Genomic DNA, 11,917 nt, shown 5'->3' with positions numbered 1-11,917 from the left:
TATGAGCCAATTGATCCGAGTCGAGAACCTGCGCGTGGTCGCCTGTGGCGAGCGCAGCGAGGTGGAGATCGTCAAGGGCGTGAGTTTCTCCCTGGAGAAAGGTGAAGTGCTGGCGCTGATCGGCGAGTCCGGTTCGGGCAAGACCACCATCGCCCTGGCGCTGCTCGGTTATGCCCGGCGCGGTTGTCGCCTGGCCGGCGGTGTGGTGCAGATTGGCGAGCACGACATGCTCGCCTTGAGTGAGCGCGAACTGCAAGGCCTGCGCGGCAACCGGGTGTCGTACATCGCCCAAAGCGCCGCCGCGGCGTTCAACCCGGCCAAGCAACTCATCGACCAAGTGGTGGAAGGGGCGTTGATCCATGGCCTGGGCAGCCGGGCCGTGCTCGAAGCCAAGGCCATCGAACTGTTCCGCGACCTGGCGCTGCCCAACCCCGAAGGCATCGGTCAACGCTATCCCCATCAAGTGTCCGGCGGGCAACTGCAGCGGGTGATGGCGGCCATGGCGCTGATCAGCGATCCGCTGCTGGTGGTGCTCGATGAGCCGACCACGGCCCTCGATGTGACCACCCAGATCGACGTGTTGCGTGCGTTCAAGCGGGTGGTACGCGAACGCGGCGCGACGGCGGTCTACGTGTCCCACGACCTGGCCGTCGTGGCGCAGATGGCCGACCAGATCGTGGTGCTCAACGGCGGGCAGATCTTCGAACAGAGCGCCACCGCGCCGCTGCTCAAGGGCCCGGCTCATGCCTACACCCGCAGCCTGCTGGCGGCGGCACGGCCGGACACCACCATTCGCCCGCCCTGTGGCGTGGCCGAAGACACGCCGCTGCTGACCATCAAGGGCCTGACCGCTGGCTACGGCAACAAGAACCAGCACGGCATGCCGGCGATCCGGGTGCTCGAAGACATCGACCTGACCGTGCGCAGGGGCCAGGCCATTGGGGTGATCGGTGAGTCGGGCTCGGGCAAATCGACCCTGGCGCGGGTGGTGGCCGGGCTGCTGACCCCGGCCCTGGGCGGGCTGACGTTTGACGGTCAGCCATTGGGCGGCAGCCTGTCCGAACGCACGGACGAACAGTTCCGCCGCATTCAAATGGTGTTCCAGAATGCCGACACCGCGCTCAACCCGATGCACAGCATCAGCACCATCCTGAGCCGGCCGCTGAAGATGTATTTCGGCCTCAAGGGTGCGGCGCTGCGTGAGCGTATCGGCGAATTGCTCGACCTGGTGCGTCTGCCACGGGACATGGCCGAGCGCCGCCCGAGCGAACTCTCCGGCGGACAGAAACAGCGGGTCAACCTGGCCCGGGCGCTGGCGGCCAAGCCGGACCTGATCCTGTGCGATGAAGTGACCTCGGCGCTGGACACGGTGGTCGGCGCGGCGATCCTTGAACTGCTGCGCGACCTGCGCCAGCAGCTGGGGGTGTCCTACCTGTTCATCAGCCACGACATCTCCACGGTGCGGGCGCTGTGCGACGACATCGTGGTGATGTACAGCGGCCACAAGATTCAAGAGGGCAGCCGGCAATCGTTCGCCCAGGCGCCGTTCCATCCCTACACCGACCTGTTGATCCACTCGGTGCCGGAGTTGCGCCAGGGCTGGCTGGAAAGTTGTGGCACCACGACGTGCGGCACGCTGCCGGCGTTGGGCGCGCGCGCCGAGGTGCCGCAGCTGTGCACCTTCCTCAATCGCTGCCCGGTGCGGGTCGATGGCCTGTGCAACCACACCGCGCCGCCCCGGCGGATCATCGACGGCGGCAGCGAGGTGCTCTGTCATCACGACAGTGCCGAGCTGCTCAAGCGCCAACAGGATTCAAACAGCATGATCGTGGGAGCCTACGCATGAGCGCGCGTTTCGTGAGGCTGGCCGAACAGGGCCGGCCCGTCGTCAAATTGAAAGTCGATGGCGTCCCGGTCGAGGCGTTGCAGGGCGACACGCTGATGGTCGCCTTGCTGACCCACGGCCCGGCGTTGCGCCAGTCGGAATTCGATCCGGGCAGCCGGGCCGGTTTCTGCCTGATGGGCGCCTGCCAGGATTGCTGGGTCTGGACCCGCAGCGGCGAGCGCCTGCGGGCCTGCTCCAATGAAGTACGCGAAGGGCTGGACATCATTACTCAACAACCGGAGGCGATATGGCCGCTGCGCGGATAGTCATTGTAGGCGCTGGACCGGCGGGTATCCGTTGCGCGCAGACCCTGGTCGCAGCGGGCTTCAAGCCGATCCTGCTCGACGAAAATCGTCGCGATGGCGGGCAGATCTACCGGCGCCAGCCCGAAGGGTTCACGCGCAACTACGCCACGCTGTACGGCACCGAGGCGGACAAGGCCCGTGACCTGCACGAAAGCTTCGACCGCTTGCGCCCGCAGCTCGACTACCGCCCGGACACCCTGGTGTGGAACCTGACACCCGGGCAATTGTGCTGCGTCAGCCAGGGCCAGCACACGACGGTGGATTACGACGCGCTGATCCTGTGCACCGGCGCCACCGACCGCCTGATGCCCATCGAGGGCTGGCAACTGGGCGGCACCTACAGCCTCGGTGGGGCACAGATCGCCTTGAAGGCCCAGGCGGTTTCCATCGGCCACCGTGTGGTGTTCATGGGCAGCGGGCCGTTGCTGTATCTGGTCGCCAGCCAATACCTCAAGGCCGGCGCCAACGTCGCGGCGGTGCTCGATACATCGCCGCTGGGCCAGCGCATCAAAGCCTTGCCCAAACTCATGGCGCGCCCGGGTTTGCTGTTCACCGGCATGAAACTGTTGGCGCAGTTGTATCGGGCGAAGATTGCCGTGCACCTGGGTATTTCGCCGCTGCAGATTCTGGGAGAGGCGAGCACCGGTGTCAGCGGTGTGCGGGTCCGTACCGCGAGCGGGGAAACCTTGACGGTGGCGTGCGACGCGGTGGCGCTGGGTTATCACTTGCGCCCGGAAACCCAACTGGCCGACCTGGCGGGCTGCCGCCTGCGCTTTGACGAGGCCTCCAGCCAATGGCTGCTGGACACGGACGAAGAGGGACGGACCTCGGTCAGTGGTGTCTACGCCGCCGGGGATGGTTCGAAGATCCGTGGCGCTGACGCTGCCGAGCATGCCGGGCGCCTGGTCGCCTTGGCGTTGCTCGGCGATTTGCAGCAGCCGGTGGACGCCGCGCGGGTCGCCGAGCAGCGCCAGGCGCTCAAGGTGATGGACGCGTTTCGCCTCGGCCTGGCCCAGGCGTTTCCCTGGCCAGCGGCACAAGCCAAGGCCTTGCCGGACGAAGCCATCGTCTGTCGCTGCGAGATGATCAGCGCCGGCGAACTGCGCCGCACCGTCAGCGAAAAGGGCGCCTGTGAAGTCAACCGGGCCAAGGCGTTCAGTCGGGTCGGCATGGGCCGCTGCCAGGGCCGTTATTGCTCCCAGGCTGGGGCCGAAGTGATTGCTGCAGCAGCGGGTGTCCAGGTGCAGGAGGTGGGGCGCCAGCGCGGCCAGGCCCCCGTCAAACCACTTTCAATGCTCACACGGGAGGTGACGCCATGACGGTCAATAAAGCCGATGTGGTGATTGTCGGCGGCGGCCTAATGGGCTCGGCGGCGGCGTTTTTCCTGCGCCAACGGGGGCAGTCGGTGATCCTGCTCGAGCGTGACCAGATCGGCCAGTACGCCAGCGGCGTGAACTTCGGCAACGTGCGGCGCCAGGGGCGTTTTCTCGGCCAACTGGAACTGGCGAACCGCTCCTGGGCGCTGTGGAAACGCCTGCCGGAGCTGATCGACGACGACTTGGAGTTCATCGCCAGCGGGCACATGCGCGTGTGTTATCGCGAGGATGAAATTCCCGAACTCGAGGCTTATGCGGCCGCCCCCGAAGCGGCGCAACTGGACTTGAAGATCTATCGCGGCAGCGAACTGCACGCGCGTTTTCCGTTTCTGGGCAAGGACGTCAAGGGCGGCTCCTATGCGCCTCACGACGGTCACGCCAACCCGCGTCTGGCAGCCCCGGCATTTGCTCGGGCGGCTCGGCGGCTCGGGGCACGCATCGAGGAACGCACCGAGGTGGCCCAGGTGCAGAAGGTCGGTGACGGGTTCAGCATCAGCACCACCGATGGTCGCCAGTTCAGCGCTGCGCAACTGTTGATTACCGCAGGCGCCTGGGGCCAGAAACTCTCGGCGCAATTCGGCGAGCCGGTGCCGCTGGAGACCAACGGCCCGCAAATGGCCGTCACCGAACCGGTGCCGTATGCCTTGCCGACGGTGATCGGCGTGTACACCAAGATTCCTGAAGAAGTGATTTATTTCCGCCAGATTCCCCGGGGCAATATCGTCATCGGCGGCGGCTATCGCAGCAAGCCGGACATGCTCAACCGCCGGGCCTATGTCGAGCCGCGCAGCATTCTCAATCAATTGGACCAGATGCGTCGGCTGCTGCCGGGCGTTGGCAATCTCAACATCATCCGCGTGTGGAGCGGCATCGAAGGCTACCTGCCCGATTCCCTGCCGGTGATGGGCCCCAGTGGCAACGTCGATGGCTTGTACTATGCGTTCGGCTTCAGCGGCCATGGCTTCCAGCTCGGTCCGGGCGTTGGCGATGTCATGGCTGAACTGATCAGCACCGGCAGCACTCGAACCTTCATCGAGCCGTTTTCCATCCGCCGGTTCGCCCTTTGTGCCGAGCAACGGAGCAAGGCCTCATGAAACCCCGCGTGCTAGCCATTTTCGAACGCCTGCTAGCGTTTGAAACGGTCTCTTCAGAATCGAACCTGGCCCTGATCGAGTGCGTGCGCGAGCTGTTGCTGAGCAAGGGCATCGAGTCGCTGATCGTCAAGGATGAGAGCGGCAAGAAGGCCAACCTCTTCGCCAGCACCGGCCCGCGTGACTTGCCCGGGGTCCTGCTGTCCGGCCACACCGACGTGGTGCCGGCGGCGGGGCAGGCCTGGACCGTTCCGGCGTTCCAGGCGACCGTGCGCGATGGGCGGGTCTACGGGCGCGGCAGTTGTGACATGAAAGGTTTCATTGCGCTGGCCATCGACGCCATGCTCGATGCCGCCGACCATTCGTTGAACCGGCCATTGCAACTGGCGCTTTCCCACGACGAAGAGATCGGTTGCGTGGGGGTGCGGCGCTTGCTCGACGTGCTGCACCTGGCGCCGGTGCGACCGTTCCTGTGTGTGATCGGCGAGCCGACCAACATGCAATTTGTGCTCGGCCACAAGGGCAAGGGTTCCTATCGCACCTACTGTCGCGGCCTGGAAGCGCACTCATCGCTGGCGCCGCGCTCGGTCAATGCGATTCACGTGGCCTGCGATTTCATCGCGGCGTTGCGCCAGAGCCAGCAGCAATTGCAGGAGCAAGGCGCCCAGGATGCGGATTACGACGTGTCCTACAGCACCGTGCATGTCGGGCAGATTGTCGGCGGCAAGGCACTGAACATCGTGCCGAACCTGTGCACCCTGGATTTCGAAGTGCGCAATTTGCCGGACGACGATCTGGACCTGTTCCTGGAGCAACTGCGCGAGCGCGCCGAGGTGATCGTGTGCGAGGCGAAAAAACTCTCCAGCGTCGCGGACATCGAGATCGAAACCCTCAACGTCTATCCGGGCCTCGACACTCATCCGAGCGTCGAAGCCGTACGCTTCCTGAAAAACTTTGCCACCCCGGATACCGGCACTGCCAAGGTCTCCTTCGGCACCGAGGGCGGCCTGTTCAAGCAGCGCCTGGATGTACCCGTGGTGGTCTGCGGCCCAGGCTCGATCGAACAGGCGCACAAGCCTGATGAGTTCATCGAGATCAGCCAGATGGAGGCGGGGGAGCGGTTTCTGGAAGGGTTGCTCGGCTCCCTTAAAATCTAACCGGCCCCAAGCCACACACAGCCCCCTGTGGGAGCAAGCTCGCTCCCACAGGGGCCTGGCGTGGGCTGAACCACTCGGTAGAGCCTGCTGCCTCGCAGCAAATTTCAGCATCCAACACTGCCCAAACCCCGCTTTCAGCATCCTGCCCCGTGGCATCTCCTTAGACTGGAATCACCTCGGAACAGGACGCGACCATGCTCAAGAATCAATTGAAAGACCCCAGCCTGTTGGCAGAACTCGCTTACGTCGACGGTCAGTGGATCGGCGCCGACAACGCCGCCACCCTTGACGTCATCGACCCGGCCACCGGCCAGGTACTCGCCCGTGTACCGGCCATGCAAGGCGTGGAAACCCGGCGCGCCATCGAGGCCGCCGAACGGGCCTGGCCGGCGTGGCGCGCGCGTCCGGCGGCCGAAAGGGCAGCGCTGTTGGAGCGCTGGTATCAAGCCATGATGGACAACCTCGACGACCTCGCGCTGATCATGACCTGTGAACAGGGCAAGCCGTTGAACGAGGCCAAAGGCGAAATCCGCTACGGGGCCGGTTTCGCCAAATGGTTTGCCGAAGAGGCTCGGCGGGTCTATGGCGAAACCATCCCGGCGCCCAGCGGCGACCGACGCCTGCTCACGCTCAAGCAACCGGTGGGTGTCTGCGCAGCCATCACCCCATGGAATTTCCCTAATGCAATGATCACCCGCAAGTGCGCACCGGCCCTGGCGGCGGGCTGCCCGGTCATTGTCAAACCCTCGGACCTGACCCCCTTGTCAGCCCTGGCCCTGGCGGTGCTGGCCGAGCGGGTCGGGATTCCGGCCGGGGTATTCAATGTCGTGACGGGTATGCCCGCCGGTATCGGCGAAGAACTGACCGGCAACCCGACGGTGCGCAAGATTTCCTTTACCGGTTCGACGGCGGTCGGGCGCCTGCTGATGCGCCAGAGCGCCGAGCACATCAAGCGCTTGAGCCTGGAGCTGGGCGGCAACGCGCCGTTCATCGTGTTTGACGATGCGGACCTGGAACAGGCCGTGGCCGGCATCATGCTCAGCAAGTTTCGCAACGCCGGCCAGACCTGCGTCTGCGCCAACCGCATCCTGGTGCAGGACGGTATCTACGAACGCTTCGCCGCACGGCTGGTGGAAGAGGTGGGCAAGCTCAAGGTCGGCAATGGGCTGGAGGTTGACGTGATGATCGGCCCGCTGATCAACCTCGCGGCGGTGAACAAAGTCGCCCGGCACATCGACGATGCGTTGAGCCAGGGCGCCCGCCTGCTCTGTGGCGGTGTTCCCGAGGGCGACAGTCAGTTTGTCCAGCCAACGGTATTGGGCGAGGCCCACGCCGGGATGTTGCTGGCCAATGAAGAAACCTTTGGCCCGGTGGCGCCGCTGATGCGCTTTACTACTGAAGAGCAGGCCCTGGCCCTGGCCAATGCCACGCCGTATGGCCTGGGCGCTTATTACTTCACCCAGGACCTGCGCCGCTCATGGCGTTTCGGCGAGGCGCTGGAGTTCGGCATGGTCGGGCTCAATACCGGGCTTATCTCCATGGAAGTCGCGCCCTTCGGCGGCATCAAGCAGTCGGGCCTGGGGCGCGAAGGCAGCAAGTACGGCCTGGACGAATACCTTGAAGTCAAAGCCTTCCACATCGGTGGGCTGTGATGCGACCGTCATTTGAACAGACACCCGGGAGCCACGATTGATGAGCAAACCATTTCGAATCGCTGCCATTGCCGGCGATGGCATCGGCAAGGAAGTATTGCCTGAAGGGCTGCGAGTACTGGAGCAAGCCGCAAAAAAGTGGCAGTTGTCGCTGGACATCCAAGTGCTCGAATGGGCCCATTGCGATTACTACCTGGAGCACGGGCAGATGATGCCCGCCGACTGGTTCGAGCAACTCAAGGGCTTCGACGCGATCTACTTCGGCGCCGTGGGTTGGCCGGACAAGGTGCCGGATCATGTTTCCCTGTGGGGCTCGTTGCTCAAGTTCCGCCGCGACTTCGACCAGTACGTGAACATCCGCCCGGTGCGGCTGTTTCCGGGGGTGCCGTGTCCGTTGGCCGGGCGCAAGGCGGGGGACATTGACTTCGTGGTGATCCGCGAGAACACCGAGGGCGAGTATTCGTCGGTCGGCGGCAAGATGTTCGAAGGCACCGAGCATGAGTTCGTGCTGCAGGAGTCGGTGTTCACCCGCCGAGGCGTCGACCGAATCCTGAAGTTCGCCTTCGACCTGGCCCAGACCCGACCGCGCAAACGCCTGACGGCGGCAACCAAGTCCAACGGCATCTCCATCAGCATGCCGTATTGGGACGAGCGCACGGCATTGATGGCCGAGCAGTACCCGGACGTGAAGTGGGACAAGCAGCACATCGACATCCTCTGCGCCCGCTTTGTATTGCAGCCCGACCGGTTTGATGTGGTGGTGGCGTCGAACCTGTTCGGCGACATCCTCTCCGACCTGGGCCCGGCCTGCGCCGGCACCATCGGCATCGCACCGTCGGCCAACCTCGATCCGGAGCGCCGCTACCCGTCGCTGTTCGAACCGGTGCATGGCTCGGCGCCCGATATTTATGGGCAGAACATCGCCAACCCGATCGCGATGATCTGGTCCGGCGCTTTGATGCTCGATTTCCTGGGTAACGGCGATGAGCGCTACCGCGCGGCCCATGATGGGATTCTCAAGGCCATCGAACAGGTGATCGCCGAAGGCCCCATCACCCCCGACCTGGGTGGACAAGGCTCGACCCAGGACGTTGGCCGGGCCATCGCCGCGATGCTCTGAGGCTTGACCTGACCTGCGACACCTTTTGCCCGCTCACACTGCGGGCTTTTTTTTGGCTGATCTGCCACCCCCCACCACAACCCCTTGTGGGAGCGAGCTTGCTCGCGATAGCGGTGGACCAGCTTGCGATGATGTTGGCTGTGCCGCCGCCATCGCGAGCAAGCTTGCTCCCACATTGGGTTCTCGGTTGGCCGCAGACTTCACATCCACCACCAATCCCCTGTGGGAGCGAGCCTGCTCGCGATAGCGGTGGAGCTGCCGTACACCGGATTACTTGACGACGTACACCTTGCGCACATAAACGCTGCTTTGCCAGGCGCACGGGGCATTCAGCGGGACGAATACCGTATCGCCGGTGTTGACCGTCAAGTCGCTGCCATCGGCTGCCTGCAAGGTGACGCTGCCTTCGAGCAGGTGCATCAGTTCATGCAGTTTGTGCGGTCGTGACTTGCGGGTGTAGGGCGTCGAGTCCCAGATACCGATGCGCAGGTTGCTCGCTTGCTCGACGAACAGGTTGTGCGAACGACATTGCGGCGGCGGGCTGAGCAGGATCGCGTCATCGGGTGCTGCGGAAGGCGAAAGCAGGGTGTGGGTGGGGAGTGCCGTCAGCCCGGGAAGGTTTGCTTCGATGCGCAGGGTATCGGCACAGAAGGCCCAGAGCGAGCCGGGTTGCGCCTCGACCTCCAGCGACGACCCCCGACCGATCACCGCGCTTTCACCCGGCTTGAGCTGCAGCGTCTGCCCCGGGCTGCGCAGCGTTATTGCGCCGGCATGCACCACGACCGTCTCACTGAAAGGGTATTCATCGACGCTGAACAGCCCGTTCACCCGGACCACGCCGGCAGCCATGCCATCGGCGCCGGCATAGGCGATGAGTCGGTCGAACGGATCGTTGGCGCCCAGTGAACCCGGGGTGAATGGGGTTGAGGCAAGGCTGCCATCGGCGTGTGCCAACAGCACTGCGGTGGGTTCGAGCATGAAGGTGATTCTCCAGGGAAGCGTTGAGGGGCGTGTGGGTTTTCAGCCAATGGCCTGGGTCACCGGCGCAAACTGCCGAACCGAACCGGTCGCCTGCGGGGGTGTGCCTCGTGCCATTTGGGCGACGGTGTCGACCTGCTTGAGCCCGGCTTCTTCCAGCCAAGGGGCCAGGCCGCTGTTTGAAGGGATGTCGATGCGAACGAATGCGTCCGGCACTTGAGCCAGCAGCACGGCGATCAAGTGCTGGGCCTGTTCCAGGTTCTGGGCGATGACCGGGCCAATGCAGCGACCACGACCGAACGGGCGCAGCAGGGCGAAGGCGCACAAGTGACCGTCGCGCTCGATACCCACTGAATGTTCAACGACCTCGAACAGGTCATTGAGTACAGCGCTCCGCTCCAGCCCGCTCCCGGCATTGGCCAGTTCGATCAGCTCGGCGTGATCGGCTTCGCTCAGCTCGCGGCAGTGCTCGCCGGCGGCCAGTTCCAGTGGGGCCGGTACCAGCGCTTGCCCTTGATGCTGCTGGATATGCCCAAAATCAACGAACCCCTGGCTGGCATACAGCGGGGCACCGGCTAGGGTCGCATTGAGGATGGCGGTCCGCGAGCCGCACGCTTCGATCGCCAGTTCCATCAGCTTGCGACCGATCCCCTGGCCCTGGTACTCATCGTCGACAATCACCAGGCCAATGGTGGCGTAGTCCCCTTGGGCGCAGGTGAACGCCGTTCCAATCAAACGGCCCTGGTCTTGCACGACAAACCCTTGGGCGACGCGCTGCAACATCGCCCAGTCTTCCAGGCGATGGGGCCATTTCAACTGCACGGACAAGGCATGGGCCGCAGGCACGTCGGTGGCGGTCATGGCGCGATAGATGTAGGTAGGGCGGTGCGAAGTGGACATGGCTGATCACCATAAAATTAGGAACGAAATCGGATGGATGTGTGCACTGAAAGTCTTTGTATCTCACCTGCCTCCGGGCCTGGCAAGTGCGGTAAATCGATTCGGTAGCTTCCATAAGCAACGGCTCTGTCGGCCACATTTCTTGCTCAAATCATAGGCTTGGCCAGCAGTAAATACCGGGTCGGATTTCATGGTTCAGCGCAAAGATGGAGCTGCCTGCAGGCGCCGTGTAGGAGCTGCCGAGTGCAACGAGGCTGCGATCTTTTCCCTGGCAATTGAGTCCCAAGCGAAAGATCAAAAGATCAAAGGATCGTCCGAACGGGGCCGAGCCTTCGGCTGCTCCTACAGGGCTGCGATCAGTAGCTGCGCTCACGATCAACCAGGCCCAGCATCGATTCGTCCCGTTGATGCCGACGGATGTTCTCCAACAACACGGCAAATGCGCTCTCGGGTTGGGTCATCGCCGCGATATGCGGTGTCAGCAGGATCTGTGGATGGCTCCAGAATGGATGAGCAGGGGGCGCCGGCTCCTGCTCCAGCACGTCCAGCACCGCGGCGCTGAGCTGGCCGTCGGCAAGGGCTTCAAGCAGGTCCGCTTCCATCAGGTGTCCACCCCGGCCCATGTTGACCAACGCTGCGCCCTTGGGCAGGTGTTGGAACAGCTGGCGGTTGAGGATCCCTCGGGTCTGCTCGGTCAACGGCAGGACGCACAGCACAATGTCGCATTGACCGAGAAACGCCGGCAGTTGCTCGTCGCCAGCAAAGCACGCGACCCCGTCGATGCGATGCTCGCTGCGGGCCCAACCCGACAAGGCAAAACCAAAGGTCTTCAAGGTGGCGAGTATCTGCCGAGCCTGCAAACCCAAGCCCATGACGCCCACCCGGCGTTGCCCGGCGGGCACCAGCCGGTGCGCTTGCCAGCACCGTTCGGCCTGTTGCTGGCGGTAGCGCAACATGTCCCGGTGCAGGCTGAGCACGGCGAAACTGGCGTACTCGCACATGCCCTGGCTGATGCCGGGGTCGAGCAAGCGCACCACCGGCAGCGTCGTTGGCAAGCGGCCAAGGTCGAGCTGATCCACGCCGGCTGACAAGGCGAACAGCACCTGCAGATTGGGCAACAGTGTTTCGAGCTCGTCCGGTGCCTGCCAGGCCGCCAGGTACTGAATATCCCGCGGGTCGCCGATGTCTGGCCAGGCACGCCATTCGATATCCGGCGCGTGTTCGGCGAACAGGCGCCGCCAGTGTTCGCCGCGTACCGGGTCAGCTTTATAGAGCAGGGCCATGGGTCACTTCTCGCCTGAAATCAAGGAGCCCCTAGCATGCCTCAACGCCAGAGCAGGATCTGTCGAAAGGGCCGGCGTAGCAGCATCGCGCTGCGTTGCAAGGTACCTCTTGCGGCAGATTCCATGGGGCTGGAATGCTTCTGGAGGATTCTGCTGTTTGCCGGGGTGTA

General features: G+C 64.0%; 10 protein-coding genes. 7 read left to right on the top strand and 3 right to left on the bottom strand.

Annotated elements, in window-relative coordinates:
- The first annotated feature begins 1 nt into the window (after position 1).
- The 7 genes from AACY42_RS23310 to AACY42_RS23280 all read left to right on the top strand — a co-directional run bounded on the left by AACY42_RS23310 (position 2) and on the right by AACY42_RS23280 (position 8,586).
- On the top strand, positions 2–1,846 hold the full coding sequence (locus AACY42_RS23310) for an ABC transporter ATP-binding protein (protein WP_339482609.1): 1,845 nt from the start codon (positions 2–4) through the stop codon (positions 1,844–1,846).
- On the top strand, positions 1,843–2,151 hold the full coding sequence (locus AACY42_RS23305) for a (2Fe-2S)-binding protein (protein WP_014337750.1): 309 nt from the start codon (positions 1,843–1,845) through the stop codon (positions 2,149–2,151). The genes AACY42_RS23310 and AACY42_RS23305 overlap by 4 nt, the downstream gene beginning before the upstream one ends.
- Positions 2,133–3,509, top strand: coding sequence for an FAD/NAD(P)-dependent oxidoreductase (locus AACY42_RS23300; RefSeq protein WP_339482607.1), 1,377 nt, complete (start codon positions 2,133–2,135; stop codon positions 3,507–3,509). Before AACY42_RS23305 ends, AACY42_RS23300 begins: the two co-directional genes overlap by 19 nt.
- Positions 3,506–4,660, top strand: a complete 1,155-nt coding sequence (locus tag AACY42_RS23295; RefSeq protein WP_339482605.1) for an NAD(P)/FAD-dependent oxidoreductase — start codon at positions 3,506–3,508, stop codon at positions 4,658–4,660. Before AACY42_RS23300 ends, AACY42_RS23295 begins: the two co-directional genes overlap by 4 nt.
- Positions 4,657–5,814: an acetylornithine deacetylase gene (gene argE / locus AACY42_RS23290; RefSeq protein ID WP_339482603.1), complete on the top strand. Its 1,158-nt coding sequence runs from the start codon at positions 4,657–4,659 to the stop codon at positions 5,812–5,814. The genes AACY42_RS23295 and argE overlap by 4 nt, the downstream gene beginning before the upstream one ends.
- Positions 5,815–6,008: 194 nt before the next feature.
- A complete protein-coding gene (locus AACY42_RS23285; RefSeq protein WP_339482601.1) occupies positions 6,009–7,466 on the top strand; it encodes an NAD-dependent succinate-semialdehyde dehydrogenase in 1,458 nt (485 codons plus the stop codon).
- Between the two features lie 40 nt (positions 7,467–7,506).
- Positions 7,507–8,586 carry a tartrate dehydrogenase gene (locus AACY42_RS23280; RefSeq protein WP_339482600.1) on the top strand — a complete coding sequence of 360 codons (1,080 nt, stop codon included), beginning with the start codon at positions 7,507–7,509 and terminating at the stop codon, positions 8,584–8,586.
- 270 nt (positions 8,587–8,856) lie between these two features.
- Here the strand turns inward: AACY42_RS23280 and AACY42_RS23275 are convergent, their stop codons facing one another.
- The 3 genes from AACY42_RS23275 to AACY42_RS23265 all read right to left on the bottom strand — a co-directional run bounded on the left by AACY42_RS23275 (position 8,857) and on the right by AACY42_RS23265 (position 11,747).
- Entirely contained in the window at positions 8,857–9,564 is a 708-nt protein-coding gene (locus AACY42_RS23275; RefSeq protein ID WP_339482599.1) for a cupin domain-containing protein, read from the bottom strand.
- Between the two features lie 42 nt (positions 9,565–9,606).
- Complete coding sequence (locus AACY42_RS23270) at positions 9,607–10,464, bottom strand: GNAT family N-acetyltransferase (protein ID WP_339482597.1); 858 nt, start codon at positions 10,462–10,464, stop codon at positions 9,607–9,609.
- 356 nt (positions 10,465–10,820) lie between these two features.
- On the bottom strand, positions 10,821–11,747 hold the full coding sequence (locus AACY42_RS23265; protein ID WP_339482595.1) for a 2-hydroxyacid dehydrogenase: 927 nt from the start codon (positions 11,745–11,747) through the stop codon (positions 10,821–10,823).
- Positions 11,748–11,917: the final 170 nt, after the last annotated feature.

This window comes from Pseudomonas sp. RL_5y_Pfl2_73 (genome assembly GCF_963970515.1).
Lineage (GTDB): Bacteria > Pseudomonadota > Gammaproteobacteria > Pseudomonadales > Pseudomonadaceae > Aquipseudomonas.
The sequence above is the reverse complement of the archived record's forward strand: the minus strand, read 5'-3'. Positions and strand labels throughout refer to the sequence as shown.

Coding starts and splice junctions, on each gene's coding strand:
- AACY42_RS23310 (WP_339482609.1), top strand. CDS start 2: ATGAGCCAATTGATCCGAGTCGAGAACCTGCGCGTGGTCGCCTGTGGC.
- AACY42_RS23305 (WP_014337750.1), top strand. CDS start 1,843: ATGAGCGCGCGTTTCGTGAGGCTGGCCGAACAGGGCCGGCCCGTCGTC.
- AACY42_RS23300 (WP_339482607.1), top strand. CDS start 2,133: ATGGCCGCTGCGCGGATAGTCATTGTAGGCGCTGGACCGGCGGGTATC.
- AACY42_RS23295 (WP_339482605.1), top strand. CDS start 3,506: ATGACGGTCAATAAAGCCGATGTGGTGATTGTCGGCGGCGGCCTAATG.
- argE (WP_339482603.1), top strand. CDS start 4,657: ATGAAACCCCGCGTGCTAGCCATTTTCGAACGCCTGCTAGCGTTTGAA.
- AACY42_RS23285 (WP_339482601.1), top strand. CDS start 6,009: ATGCTCAAGAATCAATTGAAAGACCCCAGCCTGTTGGCAGAACTCGCT.
- AACY42_RS23280 (WP_339482600.1), top strand. CDS start 7,507: ATGAGCAAACCATTTCGAATCGCTGCCATTGCCGGCGATGGCATCGGC.
- AACY42_RS23275 (WP_339482599.1), bottom strand. CDS start 9,564: ATGCTCGAACCCACCGCAGTGCTGTTGGCACACGCCGATGGCAGCCTT.
- AACY42_RS23270 (WP_339482597.1), bottom strand. CDS start 10,464: ATGTCCACTTCGCACCGCCCTACCTACATCTATCGCGCCATGACCGCC.
- AACY42_RS23265 (WP_339482595.1), bottom strand. CDS start 11,747: ATGGCCCTGCTCTATAAAGCTGACCCGGTACGCGGCGAACACTGGCGG.